14 protein-coding genes and 1 riboswitch are annotated in these 16511 nt (G+C 74.0%); of the genes, 5 read left to right on the plus strand and 9 right to left on the minus strand.

Annotated elements, in window-relative coordinates; translation table 11 throughout:
- Nucleotides 1-2: 2 nt before the first annotated feature.
- The 5 genes from AC4H2G_RS15505 to AC4H2G_RS15525 form a co-directional block, all read right to left on the minus strand.
- The gene (locus tag AC4H2G_RS15505; protein WP_494366628.1) at nucleotides 3-350 is read right to left on the minus strand and encodes a hypothetical protein; all 348 of its coding nucleotides are present in this window, start codon (nucleotides 348-350) and stop codon (nucleotides 3-5) included.
- Nucleotides 350-742: a DUF948 domain-containing protein gene (locus tag AC4H2G_RS15510; RefSeq protein WP_494366629.1), complete on the minus strand. Its 393-nt coding sequence runs from the start codon at nucleotides 740-742 to the stop codon at nucleotides 350-352. Before AC4H2G_RS15510 ends, AC4H2G_RS15505 begins: the two co-directional genes overlap by 1 nt.
- Nucleotides 743-931: 189 nt before the next feature.
- A complete protein-coding gene (gene rpsD / locus AC4H2G_RS15515) occupies nucleotides 932-1558 on the minus strand; it encodes a 30S ribosomal protein S4 (protein ID WP_251150918.1) in 627 nt (208 codons plus the stop codon).
- A 9-nt stretch (nucleotides 1559-1567) separates the two neighbouring features.
- Nucleotides 1568-2020, minus strand: coding sequence for a putative endonuclease domain-containing protein (locus AC4H2G_RS15520; RefSeq protein WP_494366630.1), 453 nt, complete (start codon nucleotides 2018-2020; stop codon nucleotides 1568-1570).
- Nucleotides 2021-2684: 664 nt separating this feature from the next.
- A complete protein-coding gene (locus AC4H2G_RS15525) occupies nucleotides 2685-4184 on the minus strand; it encodes a replication-associated recombination protein A (RefSeq protein WP_494366631.1) in 1500 nt (499 codons plus the stop codon).
- 120 nt (nucleotides 4185-4304) lie between these two features.
- On the opposite strand from AC4H2G_RS15525, the gene AC4H2G_RS15530 reads away from it, so the two are divergent.
- Nucleotides 4305-6551: an MMPL family transporter gene (locus tag AC4H2G_RS15530; RefSeq protein WP_494366632.1), complete on the plus strand. Its 2247-nt coding sequence runs from the start codon at nucleotides 4305-4307 to the stop codon at nucleotides 6549-6551.
- A 74-nt stretch (nucleotides 6552-6625) separates the two neighbouring features.
- Here the strand turns inward: AC4H2G_RS15530 and AC4H2G_RS15535 are convergent, their stop codons facing one another.
- Both AC4H2G_RS15535 and aspS read right to left on the minus strand, forming a co-directional pair.
- Nucleotides 6626-7330, minus strand: coding sequence for a GNAT family N-acetyltransferase (locus AC4H2G_RS15535; protein WP_494366633.1), 705 nt, complete (start codon nucleotides 7328-7330; stop codon nucleotides 6626-6628).
- Between the two features lie 107 nt (nucleotides 7331-7437).
- Nucleotides 7438-9249 carry an aspartate--tRNA ligase gene (gene aspS, locus AC4H2G_RS15540; RefSeq protein WP_494366634.1) on the minus strand — a complete coding sequence of 604 codons (1812 nt, stop codon included), beginning with the start codon at nucleotides 9247-9249 and terminating at the stop codon, nucleotides 7438-7440.
- A gap of 109 nt (nucleotides 9250-9358) precedes the next feature.
- On the opposite strand from aspS, the gene AC4H2G_RS15545 reads away from it, so the two are divergent.
- On the plus strand, nucleotides 9359-9826 hold the full coding sequence (locus AC4H2G_RS15545) for a PPOX class F420-dependent oxidoreductase (RefSeq protein WP_494366635.1): 468 nt from the start codon (nucleotides 9359-9361) through the stop codon (nucleotides 9824-9826).
- Between the two features lie 9 nt (nucleotides 9827-9835).
- On the opposite strand, the gene AC4H2G_RS15550 is transcribed toward AC4H2G_RS15545, so the two are convergent.
- Nucleotides 9836-11509, minus strand: a complete 1674-nt coding sequence (locus AC4H2G_RS15550) for an Rv2578c family radical SAM protein (protein ID WP_494366636.1) — start codon at nucleotides 11507-11509, stop codon at nucleotides 9836-9838.
- Between the two features lie 117 nt (nucleotides 11510-11626).
- A riboswitch (TPP riboswitch) is annotated at nucleotides 11627-11748 on the plus strand.
- A 116-nt stretch (nucleotides 11749-11864) separates the two neighbouring features.
- Between AC4H2G_RS15550 and AC4H2G_RS15555 the strand changes: the two genes are divergently transcribed.
- The 3 genes from AC4H2G_RS15555 to AC4H2G_RS15565 are packed head-to-tail and all read left to right on the plus strand — an operon-like array spanning nucleotide 11865 to nucleotide 15062.
- On the plus strand, nucleotides 11865-12524 hold the full coding sequence (locus tag AC4H2G_RS15555; protein ID WP_494366637.1) for an ECF transporter S component: 660 nt from the start codon (nucleotides 11865-11867) through the stop codon (nucleotides 12522-12524).
- Nucleotides 12517-14292 (plus strand): ABC transporter ATP-binding protein, encoded by a 1776-nt coding sequence (locus tag AC4H2G_RS15560; RefSeq protein ID WP_494366638.1) that lies wholly within the window; start codon nucleotides 12517-12519, stop codon nucleotides 14290-14292. Before AC4H2G_RS15555 ends, AC4H2G_RS15560 begins: the two co-directional genes overlap by 8 nt.
- Nucleotides 14289-15062: an energy-coupling factor transporter transmembrane component T family protein gene (locus AC4H2G_RS15565; protein WP_494366639.1), complete on the plus strand. Its 774-nt coding sequence runs from the start codon at nucleotides 14289-14291 to the stop codon at nucleotides 15060-15062. The genes AC4H2G_RS15560 and AC4H2G_RS15565 overlap by 4 nt, the downstream gene beginning before the upstream one ends.
- A gap of 36 nt (nucleotides 15063-15098) precedes the next feature.
- Here AC4H2G_RS15565 and hisS read toward each other — a convergent pair whose 3' ends face one another.
- On the minus strand, nucleotides 15099-16496 hold the full coding sequence (gene hisS, locus AC4H2G_RS15570; RefSeq protein WP_494366640.1) for a histidine--tRNA ligase: 1398 nt from the start codon (nucleotides 16494-16496) through the stop codon (nucleotides 15099-15101).
- Between the last annotated feature and the right edge of the window lie 15 nt (nucleotides 16497-16511).

Below are 16511 nucleotides of genomic sequence, written 5' to 3' on the forward strand. Positions count from 1 at the left end.
CGTCAGAAGGAGTAACCGAGGAGGTCCTCGTCGTCGTCGCCGTCTGCGCGAGCGTCCGGTCTCGTGTGCCGGCCGGCGGTGGCGCGACGCGCGCGGACCGCGGCGGGGTCCTCCTGCCCCTCGGCGAGGAGGGCCGCCAGGAGCTCGCGCTCGCGCGCATCGCGCGCCGTCGTGAACTCCGTGCGGAAGTCGCGGACGAGGTGCACGGCCTTCTCCCCGAGGCCGTTGACCCGGTCGGTCGCCTGGTCGACGAGCGACGCCGGCGCGTAGCGCGCGAGGACCTGCCGGCCCTTCACGACCACGACGACCGTGATCGCGACGCCCACGCCGACCCAGAAGACGCGGCGCATCAGCGCGCGCCCTTCTCGCCGGACGAGGTGCCGCCGGTCGACCGGCCGAACGAGCGGGCGAACGCCTGCCGGACGCCGTAGGTGAAGGCCGCGACCTTGACGAGCGGCGCACCGAACGTCGCCGCGTACAGGCCGGTGAGGGCGGAGACGTTCTCGCTCACCTGCGCGGCCGACGTCGTGATGGTGTCCACCTTGACGAGCTGGCTGTTGGTGGTCGCCACCGTCGTCGCCGCCTCGTCGAGGATCGGCACGGAGTGGTCCGTGACCTCCTTGATGCTCGCGCGCGCCTCGTCGAGCACACGACCGAGCTTGAGGAGGGGCACCGCGAGCAGGCCCACGAGCAGCACGAAGGCGATCGCGGCGATGAGGCCGGCCACATCTCCCAGGGACATTCTTCCTCCTGTGCCTGAATACGACGGATCACGCCCGCGAAACACTACCCGCCCCGCGCCGTCGAAGGGCCGCAGGGCGGCCTGACCCGACGATGGGACCTGCAGACCGGGCTCGCGGACCAGACCTGCCCGGACGCACGAACGCCTCGCTCGCCGACGAAGCGGTGAGCGAGGCGTCCGGAGCGGGACTCAGCGAGCGTAGTACTCGACGACGAGCTGGACCTCGCAGGTCACGGGGACCTCGGCACGCTTCGGGCGACGCACGAGGATCGCGCTGAGCTTCTCGAGCTGGACGTCCAGGTAGGCCGGGACGGCCGGCAGCACGTCGCGGTGCGCGCCCGCGGCCGCGACCTGGAACGGCGTGGTCGCCTGGCTCTTGGGCTTGACCTGGAGGGTCTGGCCCGGCTTCACGCGGAACGAGGGGCGGTCCACGATCTTGCCGTCCACGAGGATGTGGCGGTGCGTCACGTGCTGGCGCGCCTGCAGGATCGTGCGGGCGAAGCCGGCACGCAGGACGAGAGCGTCGAGACGGGTCTCGAGGTTCTCGACGAGCGCCTCACCGGTCAGGCCCTTGTCCTTGCGGGCGTCCTCGTACGCGCGGGCGAGCTGCTTCTCACGCAGCATGTACTGCGCGCGCAGGCGCTGCTTCTCGCGCAGACGGACCGCGTAGTCCGACTCGGTGCGACGGCGCGCACGGCCGTGCTCGCCCGGGGGGTACGGGCGCTTCTCGAAGTGCTTGACGGCCTTCGGGGTCAGGGCGATGCCCAGGGCGCGGCTCAGGCGGACCTGGCGGCGCGAGCGCTTGACAGACGTCACAGCGGTATCTCATTCCTGTCGTGTGGGTACTGACGTCACACCCGTCGTCCTCGACGAGACGTCGAGAGCCGGGTGCGGGACCAGCCGATGGACCGCGACGCTCTCCTGGAGAGGAGAAGACGGGTCGGGGCCGAGGTCCCAGGTGGTCGCCGGAAGGCAACCTGAGAAGTCTACCGCACCCGCGAGATAGCGATCCCCGGTCGAGAGAGCGACGTCATCCAGCTCGTCCCAGGTCACCCGGAGGAGGATCCAGCCCGCCTCGACCACGGCGTCATGGCGTCGTTTCTCCTCGAGCAGCTTCCGCGCGACCTCCGCCGGGTCGCCCTCGTACTTGACGCGACCGTCGAACTGGAACCCGACCTTGACGTCCGGCCACCCGAGGTCGATCCACCGCGAGCCCACCCATGTCCGCACCTCGATCGCCGCGGAGAGCGGGGGCAGCCCGCATCGGCGAGGAGCCACCGCAGCCGCGCCTCGCCCGGCGACTCCGCGAGGATCGCCCGGACGACGGACCGGTCGACGCCGATGCGCAGGGCGGACTCGGCGACGACGGCGGCCTGCTCGCCCGGGAGCGTGAGCGCGCAGTCCACCGTCGTGCGCTCGAGGGTCGTCACCGGGACCCCGTCGAGCACGGTCCGGTCCCGGTGCGGGAGCGTGGTCCAGTGTCGTCGGACCGGACCAGCCGATCTCCTGATTTCCGGCGGACGCAGCTGGGTGATCTCCGCCTCGCGCCGCAGTCCGAACGTCCAGCAGCCCCACAGCAGCGCGGCGCTCGTGCGGCTCGCCCAGAGGTCGGTGGTCAAGGTCTGCATGGCCGCTGCCAGGTTGGTCAGGTGCTCCCGCTCGCGCCGGACCGCCATGACCGGACGAGCTCCGGGAGCCGTCGTGGCCGAGGTCGTGGACCTCCGGGTCGGGACGGGGGTCGTGTCTGCGGCATGGTCGTCATCCCCACAGGCACGCCGGCCGGTGTCCCTGTCCGCGCCACCGCCTGTGGACGGCCGGACGGGGCGAGGGTCCCTGTGGTCGGTCGTCGACGCCTGCGAGACGGACGATCTCGCGAGATGGCGATCTGCGGTCCGAGGCGTCGGCGTAGCCGGTCGGGGGTCGCTATCTCGGCCGGGGATCGCTATCTCGGGGTGCGCTGGTCGAGGATCTCCCGCACGCGCGCCAGCCGCTCCGCGACCTGGCGTTCGTAGCCCCGGTCGCTCGGCGTGTAGTAGCGGGCGCCGTCGAGCGAGTCGGGCAGGTACTGCTGCGGGGCGACGGCGTGCGGCGCGTCGTGCGCGTACCGGTACCCGGCGCCGTGGCCGAGCTGCTTCGCGCCCGGGTAGTGCGCGTCGCGCAGGTGCGGCGGCACCGAGCCCGCCCGGCCGGCGCGCACGTCGGCCAGAGCCGCGTCGATCCCGAGGTACGCGGCGTTCGACTTCGGCGCCGTCGCGAGGTGGACGACCGCCTCGGCGAGGACGATGCGCCCCTCCGGCATGCCGATGAGCTGCACGGCCTGCGCGGCGGCGACGGCGGTCTGGAGCGCCGAGGGGTCCGCCATGCCCACGTCCTCGGCGGCCGCGATGACGATGCGGCGGGCGATGAACCGCGGGTCCTCGCCCGCCGCGATCATGCGCGCGAGGTAGTGCAGCGACGCGTCCACGTCGGAGCCGCGCATCGACTTGATGAACGCGGAGACCACGTCGTAGTGCTGGTCGCCGTCGCGGTCGTACCGCACGGCGGCGACGTCGACGGCGCGCTCGACCGTGTCGAGGTCGACGACCGCGACGTCGGGCCGCGACGAGGGTGCGGCGTCCTCCGACGCGTGCCCCTCCTCGTCCGCCGGCTTCCCGGCGGATCCGGCAGGCACGTCGTCCGGAGCGATGCCCGGCGGGTCGGAGAGCGCCGCGCCGGCCGCGGCCTCGAGCACCGTGAGCGCCTTGCGGGCGTCCCCGCCGGCTAGCCGGACGAGGTGACCCTCCGCCTCGTCCGTGAGCTCGACGAGGCCGTCCAGCCCCCGTCCGTCGGCGACGGCGCGCCGCACGAGGGCGCGCACGTCGTCGTCGTCGAGCGGCTGGAGCGTGAGCAGGAGGGACCGGGAGAGCAGCGGCGAGTTCACGGAGAAGCTCGGGTTCTCCGTGGTCGCGGCGACGAGCGTGACCCAGCGGTTCTCCACGCTGGGCAGCAGCGCGTCCTGCTGGGACTTGGAGAAGCGGTGGACCTCGTCGATGAACAGGACGGTCTCCTCGCCGCCCGTCGCGAGGCGGCGACGCGCGTCCTCCACGACGGCGCGCACGTCCTTCACGCCCGCGGTGACCGCGGAGAGCTCGACGAACCGGCGTCCGGAGGCGGTCGCGATGAGGTACGCGAGCGTCGTCTTGCCCGTGCCGGGCGGGCCCCACAGGATCACCGAGCCGGGGGCGGCGCGCGACGTACCGGGCGCGCCCGCCTCGATGAGCCGGCGCAGGGGTGACCCCGCCACGAGCAGGTGCGACTGACCGGCGACCTCGTCGAGCGTCGCCGGGCGCATGCGGACGGCGAGGGGCGCGCCGGGACCCGGGCGAGGCGTCCCCTGGGTGCCGGAGGTCGCGGCACCGAACAGGTCGCCGCCGAAGAGGTCGCCGGTGAGCGGGGTGGGCATGCGGACGAGCCTACGCACCGCCACCGACGGCGCGGTCCGCTCGGGGAGGTCGGGTGAAGGTCGTCCACAGCGGCGCACGCGATCTGACAGCCCACGAGGCCGGATGGGATGCTGACGCTCGTGTTCTCGAGCCTCGGTCGCCGCATCGCCCGCCATCCCCGCCTCACGGTCCTCGTCTGGGTCGTGCTCACGGCCGTCGGTTTCGCGGTCGCGCTGTTCGGGGTCCAGGGCGAAGGCCTGTTCGACCGCGTGACGACCGGTGCGCCGTCGGTACCCGGCTCCCCGAGCGCGCAGGCGGACGAGATCCTCGCCGACAACGACGACAGCGGACCCGAGATCACGCTCCTGGTCCGCGGCGTCGACCCGGCGGACACCGCGGTCGCGGACGCCATGACGGACCTCAACGCGGGTCTCGTCGCGATCGAGGGTGTCGAGACCGTCATCAACCCGTACGTCCTGCCCGGCGGCGTCGAGGACGAGGCGGCCCAGCCGCTCGTCGCGGAGAGCGGCGACGGCTTCCTCACGGTGGTCACGCTGCGCACCGACCTCGAGCCCGAGCGGTCGGACGCCGTGGCCGCCCAGGTCGTGGAGGACCTCGAGGCCGTCCCCGCGGAGCTCGCCGACGCCGCTCCCGACGTGGCGGGCGACGCGACCGGGCTCGTCGGGTCGAACGACCTCATCGTCGAGGCGATCACGACGCAGGTCCAGGAGGACCTCACGACGGGCGAGAAGGTCTCGCTCCCGGTCGCGCTGCTCATCATGGTGCTCGTCTTCGGCGGGTTCCTCGCCGCCGCGATGCCCATGGCCGGGGCCATCGCGTCCATCGGCAGCGGCCTCGGCGCGCTGTTCGGCCTGACGTACCTGCTCGACGTCGACGCATCGGTCGTCAACGTCGTCACCGTGCTCGGGCTCGGGCTGTCGATCGACTACGGGCTCCTCGTCGTCTCGCGGTTCCGCGAGGAGCTGCACCGGCTGATCGACGCCGGCGACGACCCGTCGCTGCGACGACGACGCGGCGACGGGGTGGTGCACGAGGCACTCGTCCGGACGATGGCGACGGCCGGGCGCACCGTCGCGTTCTCGGCGCTCACGGTGGCGATCTCGATCGCCGGACTCATGGTCTTCCGGCCCGACATCCTGCGCTCGGTGGGTGCCGGCGGGCTCGCCGTCGTGCTGATCGCCGTCGCCACCGCGCTGACGCTCGTGCCGGCGCTGCTCGCGTTCACGGGCCGCAGGCTCGCCAGGCCCGGACTCCTGGGTCGGGTCCCGGGACTGCGGCGCGTCCTCGCGCGCACCGCCGACGTGCAGTCCGACGAGGGCGTCTTCTCGCGTCTCGCCGGGCGCGTCCAGCGCCACCCGTGGTGGGTGCTGCTCACGACGGTCGGCCTGCTCGTGGTGCTCGCGCTCCCCGTGCTGGGCCTGCACATGCGCAACTCGGGGATCGAGCTGCTGCCGCCGAGCGCGCCCCAGCGCGAGTTCGTCGACGAGCTCGCCGCTGAGTACCCGTCGAGCGCGGGCCCGCAGGTCGTCGCCGTGGTGGACGGCGGTGTCGAGGGGGCGCAGGCCTGGGCGGACCAGGTCGAGGGCGTCGACGGCGTCGCGCAGGTGGACCCGGCGGCGGCGCTCGACGGCTACGCCGTCGTCGGCATCCACGTCGAGGGTGGCGACGCCGGCAGCCCGGAGGCCGTCTCCGTCGTGCGCGACGTGCGCGCTCTCGACGCGGGCACGGAGGTGTGGGTCACGGGCCAGGCCGCCGGCCAGGTGGACTTCCTCGACGCGCTCGGAGAACGGGTGTGGTGGGCGGTGGGGATCGTCGTGGTCGCCACCATGATCCTGCTGTTCCTCATGACCGGCTCTGTCGTGATCCCCGTCAAGGCGCTGCTCACGAACGTGCTCTCGCTCGCGGCGTCCCTCGGCGTGCTGGTGTGGGTGTTCCAGGACGGCCACCTCGAGGGGCTGCTCGGGTTCTCGTCGGTCGGGGGGATCGAGACGTACGTCGTCGCCCTGGTCGTCGCCTTCGCGTTCGGGCTCGCGATGGACTACGAGGTGTTCCTCCTCGCGCGCGTCAAGGAGCTCTACGACGCCGGTCACCCGAACGACGAGGCGGTCCGGCTCGGGCTCCAGCGGTCCGGCCGGATCATCACGTCGGCCGCCGCGATCATCGTCGTCGTCTTCACGGGCTTCGTGTTCGGCGATCTCCTCGTCATCAAGGAGGTGGGCTTCGCCCTCGCGGTCGCGGTGCTCATCGACGCGACGATCGTCCGCCTGCTCCTCGTGCCGGCCACGATGACGCTCCTCGGCCGGTTCAACTGGTGGGCGCCGGGCCCCCTGCGTCGGGTGCAGCGGCGGCTCTCGCTCTCGCACTGACAGCGGGCGTCCGGCAGCACGGCCGGGCATGGTCGGTCAGGTCCGCGGCGGGACCGGCCCGGACCGGCGCCGGATCAGCGGCGTGACTCGAACTGCTGCGTGACGACGTACCCGAGCCGCTCGTAGACGCGTCGCGCGGCGCCGTTGTCCGCGTACATGCCCAGGACGACGATCTCGTCGTGCCGGAGCGCGGCACGCGTGGCGACCGCCGTGACGGACCGCGCGACGCCGCGCCCACGCACCGCCGGGTCCGTGGCGACGCCCCCGAGCACCCAGGGCACGCCCGGTCCCTCGCACCGCGCCCCGGCGACCCCGCGCACGACGCCCGCATCGTCCTGCCAGCCCCACCACCGCGTGGCCGGGTCGTGCGGGTCGAGCTCCGCCGCGGGGTTCGCGCGGTCGAGAGCGGCACGCGCCGCCGCGCGTCCGAGGGCCCCGTCGAGCTCGACGACGCGCTCCTCCCCCGGCTGGACGGGCGGATCGGTCGTCGCGGTGAACCAGTCCCACCGCGAGACGGGCTCCGTGCGCAGGTGCGCCGGCAGGCGCGCGACGGAGCCGTCGACGAGGGCGGACGCCGCGGCCGTCGTCCCGTGCGGGAGCGACGAGCGCACCGCGTTCGCGGCCAGGTCGGTCTCGTCGAGGAGGAGGCGCGCGACACCGTCGGGCGTGCCGAGTCCCCACAGCCCCACCCGGTCGTCGTCGAGCGCGCGTCGCACGACGAGCGCGTCGTCCCGCGCTCCGACGTCGAGGACGTCCCACGCGTGCCGCTCAGCGCGCACCACGGGATGGTCGTCCCACGCGGACGGCACCCGCGAGACCCGCGACACGCGTGAGGGCGCGCCGTCCCGGTCCCGGGTCGGCACGCCCTCACGGGAGGTGCTGGTCGTCACTCCGCGGCGGCCGCCGGGAGGTTTCCGGGCTCACCCTTCGCAGCCGGCTTGGCGTCGACGCCCGCCTCCTTGCGCTGCTCCGGCGTGATCGGCGCGGGCGCCTGCGTCAGCGGGTCGTAGCCGCCGCCGGACTTGGGGAACGCGATGACGTCGCGGATCGAGTCCGACTGCGTGAGCAGCGCGACGATGCGGTCCCAGCCGAACGCGATGCCGCCGTGCGGCGGCGCGCCGAACTTGAAGGCGTCGAGCAGGAAGCCGAACTTCTCCTGCGCCTCCTCGGGGCCGATGCCCATGACGTCGAACACGCGCTCCTGCACGTCGCGGCGGTGGATACGGATCGAGCCGCCGCCGATCTCGTTGCCGTTGCACACGATGTCGTACGCGTAGGCGAGCGCGTCGCCCGGCGCGGACTCGAACGTGTCGACCCACTCCGGCGTCGGGGACGTGAACGCGTGGTGCACGGCCGTCCAGGCAGAGCTGCCGAGCGTGACGTCGCCCTCGGCGGCGGCCTCCCCGGTCGGCTTGAACAGCGGCGCGTCGACGACCCACACGAAGGCCCACGCGTTCTCGTCGATCGCCCCCGTGCGCTTCGCGATCTCCTGGCGCGCAGCACCGAGCAGCGCGCGCGAGTCGGACGTCTTGCCGGCGGCGAAGAACACGGCGTCACCCGGCCGCGCGCCCGTCGCGGCCTGCAGGCCCTCGCGCTCGGCGTCGGACAGGTTCTTGGCGACGGGACCGGCCAGCGTCCCGTCCTCCTGGAACGTCACGTAGGCGAGGCCGCGAGCGCCGCGCTGCTTGGCCCACTCCTGCCACGCGTCGAACTGGCGGCGCGGCTGCGAGGCGCCGCCGGCCATCACGACGGCGCCCACGTACTCGGCCTGGAACACGCGGAACGGCGTGTCCTTGAAGTAGTCCGTGAGCTCGACGAGCGGGTTGCCGAAGCGCAGGTCCGGCTTGTCGCTGCCGTACAGCCGCATCGCGTCGTGGAACGTCATGCGCGGGATCGGCGTCGGGATCGTGTACCCCACGAGCTCCCACAGCGCGACGAGGATCTTCTCGGCGAGCGCGATGACGTCGTCCTGCTCGACGAAGCTCATCTCGACATCGAGCTGCGTGAACTCGGGCTGGCGGTCGGCGCGGAAGTCCTCGTCGCGGTAGCAGCGCGCGATCTGGTAGTAGCGCTCCATGCCCGCGACCATGAGCAGCTGCTTGAACAGCTGCGGCGACTGGGGCAGGGCGTACCAGGAACCGGGCGACAGGCGCGCGGGCACGAGGAAGTCGCGCGCGCCCTCGGGCGTGGAGCGCGTGAGGGTCGGGGTCTCGATCTCGACGAACTCCTCGGCGTCGAGCACGCGGCGCGCGGCCTGGTTGACCTTGGACCGCAGGCGAAGCGCAGCAGACGGCGCAGGCCTGCGCAGATCCAGGTAGCGGTGCTTGAGGCGCGCCTCCTCGCCGATCGTCTCGGTGTCCGCGAGCGCCGTCGACACCTGGAACGGCAGTGCCTCGGACGTGTTGAGCACGACGACGTCGCTCGCGAGGACCTCGATCTCGCCCGTCGGCAGGTTCCGGTTCTCGTTCCCGTCGGGGCGCCGCGAGACCTCGCCGGTGACCTGGAGCACGAACTCGTTGCGGAGCGGGTGGGCGACGGACTCGTCGCGGATGACGACCTGGGCGATGCCGGACGCGTCGCGCAGGTCGATGAAGGCCACTCCCCCGTGATCGCGCCGACGGTCGACCCAGCCCGTGAGGGTGACGGTCTGACCGGTGTGCTCGGCCCGCAGTGAGCCGGCCGTGTGGGTGCGGAGCACGGAGTTCGTCCTTCCATGTCGTACGAGGGGTCGCGTGAGGAGTGGGGGCGCGACGAGCGCCCGTGCGAGTCTAGTCGGTGACGCACCCGAGCCCACCAGGAGGATCCGCATGCCCCGCACCATCGCCACCGCCCGCCGGATCGAGCGTGACGAGCTCGTCGAGCTGCTCCGCTCGCGCCACGACGGGGTGCTCGTCACGACGCGTTCCGACGGCTCGCCGCAGCTCAGCCCGGTGACGTACGGGGTCGACGGTGAGGGCCGGGTCGTGGTGTCGACGTACCCGGAGCGCGCGAAGGCCGCGAACCTGCGTCGTCGGCCGCAGGCGTCGCTCCTGTCGCTCGGTCCGGGATTCTCCGACCCGTGGGTCCAGGTGGACGGGACCGCCGAGGTGATCGAGCTGCCCGACGCGGTCGAGCCGCTCGTCGACTACTACCGCGCGATCTCGGGCGAGCACCCGGACTGGGACGAGTACCGCGCGGCGATGGTCGCGCAGGGCAAGTGCCTCGTCCGGGTGACGATCATCCGCTGGGGCCCGGTCGCGACGGGCGGGTTCCCGGCCCGCCTCGCCGACCGCTGACAGCGGGCCTCAGAAGAGCACCTGCTCCACGCCGCCGCCCGCGAGGTCGAGCGCGCCGCCGTCGACCGGCATGCCGGCGAGCGCCCCTCCGGCCGCCGACGGGGCGGCCGGGCGGGCGAGGCTGCCGCGGGGGTACGCGCCGTCGACGGGCGGCTCGGCGGCACCGAGCCCGCCGAGCTCGCCGCTCCGGTAGCGACCCTCGACGCCCGACGGGCCGCGGTGGCCCGAGACGGCGAAGCCCCGCGTCTCGAGCATCGGGCGCACACGGTCCCACAACCAGGACCGGTAGGCCTTGGACGCGTACGTGCCGCGGTCGTAGACCCGTTCGTACCCGGGGACGAGGCGGGGGTGCTCGCGCGCGAGCCAGGACATGAACCACTCCCGCGTCCCGGGCTTGAGGTGCAGCGGCAGCACGGTCACCCCGGTGGCACCCGCGTCCTTCACCGCGTCGAGGAGGTCGGTGAGCGCGCGCGTGGAGTCCGTGAGCCACGGCAGCACGGGGGCGACCATGACACCGCAGGGCAGCCCTGCCTCGCGGATCGTGCGGATCAGGTCGAGGCGTGCGCGAGGGCTCGGCGTGCCGGGCTCGACGGACGCCTGCAGCTCGGGGTCGAGCAGCGCGAGCGACACCCCGACCCCGACCTCGACGCGCGACGCCGCGTCGACGAGCAGCGGCAGGTCGCGGCGCAGGAGCGTGCCCTTGGTGAGGATCGACAGCGGCGTGCCGGAGTCCGCGAGCGCTGAGACGATCCCCGGCATGAGCCGGTACCGGCCCTCCGCGCGCTGGTACGGGTCGGTGTTCGTCCCGAGCGCGACGGGCTCGTGCGTCCACGTCCGCTTGGCCAGCTCGGCGCGCAGCACGTCGTCGACGTTGACCTTGACGACGACCTCGCGGTCGAAGTCGTCGCCCGCGTCGAGGTCGAGGTACTGGTGCGTCGGGCGTGCGAAGCAGTTGTGGCTCACGACGCCGGCCGCGACGAAGTCGCGCGTCCCCGTCGTGATGTCGACGAGCTCGACGAGGTCGTCAGCGCCGCCGAGCGCCTCCAGCGACTCGACGCGCAGGGCGTCACCGCTGGTGACGTCCCGCCCGAGGAGGGGCGAGGCGCCGGAATCCTCGTCCGCCGCAGCCGTGGCGGCGAGCTCCCGCAAGCCGCTCCGTCCCGGGCCGACGAGGACGTCCCCGAGCGCGAGGTGGGCGTGGTGGCCCGCTCCTGCGACCACGTGGCGCCAGCCCCGTTCGGTGAGGAACCGGTGGTCACCGCTCGCGACCAGACGCGTCCCGTCGGCGAGCGTCACGCGATAGGCGCGCTTGCGCGTGGTCCAGCGGTCGAGCACGCGGGTGCGGACGTACCGGCGGTAGGCGCCGTGCGCCTGGGTGCCGACGATCTCGTCGCCCACCTGGAGCTCGCCGACGGGCCGCTGCGTCCCGTCGGCGAGGAGCACGGGGGTCTGCGGGCTCAGGCAGTACGAGCAGGCGTGGCTGCAGCCGCGGTACGGGTTGACCGTCCAGCGGAACGGCATGCGCGACATCGCGGGCACCTTGGACAGTGCGCTCTTGGCGGTGACCTCGTGGAACGTGATCCCGGCGAACTCGGGCGTGCGGACGCTGCGCACCAGCCCGGCGCGCTCCAGCCCCGGGAGCGCGCCGTCGTCCGCGCCGATCGCCTGTCCGTCCCATCGCACCTCGCCATTCGAACAGGTGTTCGACGCGCGTGTCAAGAAGTGTTCCCGCAGGGTCGTGGCGAGCCGAGATCGTGAGACGGGGATTGTCCGCGGGCGGACGAGCCCCTAGGGTCGGCCCGAACGCCCCCGGGGAGCGCACGAGCGCTGAGAGTGCCGGCCGGACCTCCGTGTCCCACCGGCAGACCCGTGGAACCTGATCTGGTTCGTACCAGCGAAGGGAGCAGGGCCGACGTCACCGTCCCCTACGCCCGCACGCGCCCGCACGCGTCGGCACGGCCGCGCAGCCGGGCACCGTGCGCGCGCAGGTGCGGGACGCGTCGTCGTGCACCCGTCGCGGCCCGACGAAGGGACCCGCATGACCGAGCCCACCGCCCGACCCGCAGCCCGACCTGCCGGACGAACCGCCGAACGAACCGGCACGCCCCCGCCAGGGACGTCCCGACGGCGCCGCGGCCTGACGCTCCACGAGACCGTGCTCGTCGCTGTTCTCGGCGTCGTGTTCGGCTTCGTCTATTGGGCGTTCGTCCAGCTCTGGGCGCCGCTCCAGCTCGCGATGGGCCCGCTCGCCGACCTCGCCGCGAACGTGCTCGCCGGTGCCTGGATCGTCGTCGGACCGCTCGCGACGTACATCGTGCGCAAGCCGGGCGTCGGGATCCTCACCGAGACGCTCGCTGCGCTCGTCGAGGTCGTGTTCCTCGCCTCGCCCGCGGGGCCCCTCCTGCTGCTCGTCGGGCTCGTGCAGGGCGCGGGAGCCGAGCTGCCCTTCGCCCTCACGCGCTACCGCCGCTACGGCTGGTGGGTCTTCGTCACGTCCGGCGTGAGCGCGGCCCTCGTCACGTACGCGTTCAACGCGGTCCGGTTCGGGTGGCTCGGCCAGGACTACGCGATGCTCCGGCTCGGCATCCAGGTCGTGTCGTGCGTGCTGCTGTGCGGGATCGCCGCGCGCCTGCTCGGCGACGCGCTCGCGCGCACCGGTGCCCTCGACGCGTTCGCGATCGGGGCGCGCCGTGGCTGAGGCCGGACCGCGCCCCGCGGCGCCGGCGGCCGTGCGGACCCGGCGCCTGACCGTCAGCGTCGGTCACGACGACCTCCCCGTGCTCGACGGCGTGAGCGTGGACGTCCCCGAGGGGAGCGGGCTGCTCGTCGTCGGACCGTCCGGGTGCGGCAAGTCGACGCTGCTGCGCGTGCTCACCGGGGTCGTCCCGCACACGCTGCCCGGCCACGTGACCGGCGACGTGGAGGTCGTCGGCCACGACCCCCGCGAGGTCGCCGTGGCGCGCCTCGCCGCGGACGTCGGTCTCGTGCAGCAGAGCCCCGGCGACCAGCTGTGCCTCGGCGGCGTCGAGGACGAGCTGCGCTTCGCGCTCGAGAACCGGGCCGCCGACCCGGCCACGATCGACGACCGGTCCGCGCAGGCCCTCGCCGCGGCGGGGGCCACGCACCTGCGAGCGCGGTCGACGAGCGCGCTGTCCGGCGGGGAGGCGCAGCGCGTCGCGCTCGCCGCCGCGCTCGTCACCGACCCCGCGGTGCTCGTCCTGGACGAGCCCACCGCGCTCCTCGACCCCGCGGGAGCACGCGAGATCGGATCGCTCGTCGCCCGGATCGCGGGCGTTCCGGGTGTGCCATGGCCCGACGGCGCGGCGCACCCCGGGCCGTCCGGCCCGGCTCCGCAGCGGCGCACCGTGGTGGTCGTGGAGCACCGCCTCGACGAGCTCGGCGGCCTGCCCGACGCCACGCTCGTGCTCGACGACGGGGGGCGCGTCGTCGCGCACGGCCCCACCGGCGTCGTGCTGCGCGAGCACGCGCAGCGGCTCGTGGAGCTCGGCTGCTGGCTCCCTCTCGACGTGCTGCTCGAGGCGGCCGGTGCACCCGGACCGCTCGGCTCCGACCGCACCGACGCGTGGCTCGTCGACCTCGCCTCCTCGTCACCCATCGCCCCGTCACCCACTGCCCCGTCCCTCGACCGCCCAGCACGCGTCGCGCTCGGTGCGCGCTCGTTCACGGTGACACGGTCGAGGGCGCCGGTCGTGCGCGACGTCGACCTCGACCTGCACGCCGGCGAGGTGCTCGCCGTCGTCGGACCCAACGGGAGCGGGAAGTCCACGCTGCTGCGGGGGCTCGCCGGGCTGGAACCGCGCTCCGGCACGCTGACGGTGGCCGGGACGGCGCCCGTCGCGATGGTCTTCCAGGATCCCGAGCACCAGCTCCTCGCGCGGACCGTCCGCGACGAGGTCGCGTGGTCGCCACGCCTCGCGGGCGTCGCCGACCTCGACGAGCGCGTCGCGCGGACGCTCGCGGCGTACGGGCTCACCCACCTCGCCGATTCGAACCCGTTCCGCCTCTCGGGCGGCGAGCAGCGGCGGCTGTCCCTCGCGACCGCGACCGTGCTCGATCCCCCGGTCCTGCTCGCGGACGAACCGACCTTCGGGCTCGACCGCGCCCAGGCCGACGCGACCGCCCGGGTCCTGCGAGACCTCGCGGACCGCGGGGGCGCCGTCGCGCTCGTCACGCACGACCTGACCCTCGTCGCGCGGGTCGCGGACCGGGTGGCCGTCGTCGTCGACGGCCGGATCGTCGCGACGCGGGAGACCGCGGACGCGCTCGCTGACGACGCGCTGTGCGCCGGTGCACGTCTCGCCCGGCCGCCGCTGCTCGAGTGGTGGGCGCGCTCGGGCCAGGTCCAGGGGGTCGGGATGCGCGCGCTCGTCCGTGCGCTCGACGAGGCGCTCGTCACCCGGTCGGGAACCGGCCGCGACGACCGTGTCCCGGCGGTGCACGGATGAGCCCGCTCGCGCGGTGGAACCCGACCGTCAAGCTCGCGACCGTGCTGGTGCTGTCGACCGCGGCGCTGCTCGTGACGGACCCCGTGACGCCCGCGATCGGCTACGTCCTCGCCCTCGCCGCGCTCCTGGTGCTCGGGCGGGTGCCGCTGCGCGCCGTCGCCCTGGGCCACGTGCCGTTCCTCGTGTTCGCGACGAGCCTGCTCGTGGTCAACGTCCTGACGCGCCCCGGCGGCGACGCGGTCGTCGTGGGCCCCGTCACCGTCGGTGCGACCGGGCTGACGATCGGTGCCTCGCTCGCGCTGCGCACGCTGTTCGTCGGCGTCCTGTCCCTGACGCTCGTGCTGACGACGGAACCCGTGCGCCTCATGACGAGCCTGCACCAGCACGCCCGGCTGCCCGCCACGTGGACGTTCGCCGTGCTCGCGGCGCACCGGCTGCTGGAGGAGCTTCCCGGCACGTGGCACACCATCCGGTGCGCGCAGGCGGTCCGGGACCCGCGCCGCGCCGCGGGGTATCTCCCACGCTCGCCGCGCGCGCTGGGCACGGCGGCCTTCGCGCTGCTCGTCGGCGCGATCCGACGGTCCGAACGGCTCGCGATCGCCCTCGAGTCGCGCGGGCTCGGGGCCGGGCCGCGCACGACCTCCCGCCCGGTCGCGCTCGGCTCGCGCGACGTGCTCGCGGCCGTGGCGGTCCTCGCAGCGGCCGCGGGCGTCGTCGTGCTCGGCGCGCGCGTCGGCTGGCTGACCGGGCTCGGCGCGCTCACCGGATGACGCGTGCCCCGCGGCCCGGACCCCGGGGCGCGAGGATCAGGCTCCCGGCACGACCCGGGGCCAGAGATCCTCGGCAGGCGGCGCCCACGACGCGGCGTCGGCGTCGACCTGCTCGCCCGACCGGATGTCCTTGACCTGGTCGGGTCGCGGCTCGCCCGCGTCGTCGAGCTGCCCGGCCGCGGGGAACCACACGAACGGGATGCCGCGGCGGTCGGCGAACCGGATCTGCTTGCCGAACTTCGCCGCGCTCGGCGCCACCTCGACGGGGATGCCGCGCGCCCGGAGCGCCGTGGCCACCGCGTCCGACGCCGGACGGGACTCCTCGCTCGTCACGGCCACCACGACGGCGCTCGGCACCGAGCGCGTCGCGCGCACCAGCCCCGCCGACAGCAGGCGCGAGACGAGCCGCGAGACGCCGATCGACAGCCCGACGCCCGGGTACGTCGTCGCGCCGTCGGACGCGAGGGTGTCGTAGCGGCCGCCGGAGCAGATCGAGCCGAGCTGCTCGTGCCCCACGAGCACGGTCTCGTACACGGAGCCCGTGTAGTAGTCGAGGCCGCGGGCGATCTTGAGGTCCGCGACGACGACGCCGGGAGCGCGTACGCTCGCCGCCTCGATGATGGCGGCCAGCTCGCCCAGCCCGGTCTCCATGAGCTCGCTCGTCACGCCACGCTCGGCCGCGAGCGCCCGCACGCGGTCGACCACGGTCGTGTCCGTGCCGCTGATGGCGGCGAGGGCCAGGCACGCGTCCGCCTGCTCGGGCGTCGCGCCGGCCTCCGCGACGAGGAGGCCGGCGACCTTCTCGGGGCCGATCTTGTCGAGCTTGTCGATCTGGCGCAGCACGTCGTCTACGGAGTCGAGCCCGAGCCCGCGGTAGAAGCCCTCGGCGACGCGCCGGTTGTTGACGAGCACGCGCACCTCGGGGACCCCGAGCTCGCGCAGCGCGCCGAGCGCCTCCGCCATGACGAGCGGGAGCTCGACCTCGAAGTGGTACGGCAGCTCGCCGGCACCGACGACGTCGATGTCCGCCTGCGTGAACTCACGGAACCGCCCGTCCTGGGGGCGTTCCCCGCGCCAGACCTTCTGGATCTGGTACCGCTTGAAGGGGAACGCCAGGTGCCCCGCGTTCTCGAGCACGTAGCGGGCGAACGGGACGGTCAGGTCGAAGTGGAGGCCGAGCTGCTTCTCGGGCCGACCGGTGCGGCCCTCGTCGCCCTCCCCCGCCTCCTCCTGGAGCCGGCGCAGGACGTAGACCTCCTTCGACGTCTCCCCCTTGCGCAGGAGCTGGTCGAGCGGCTCCACCGCGCGCGTCTCGACCCCCGCGAAGCCGTGCAGCTCGAACGTGCGGCGCAGCACGTCGAGGACGTGCTGCTCGACGATCCGTCCGTCGGGCAGCCATTCGGGGAATCCGGAGAGGGGTGTGGGCCTGGCCATGGGACCTGATCCTTC

The sequence above is a fragment of the Cellulosimicrobium sp. BMG9.23 genome (assembly GCF_059159985.1).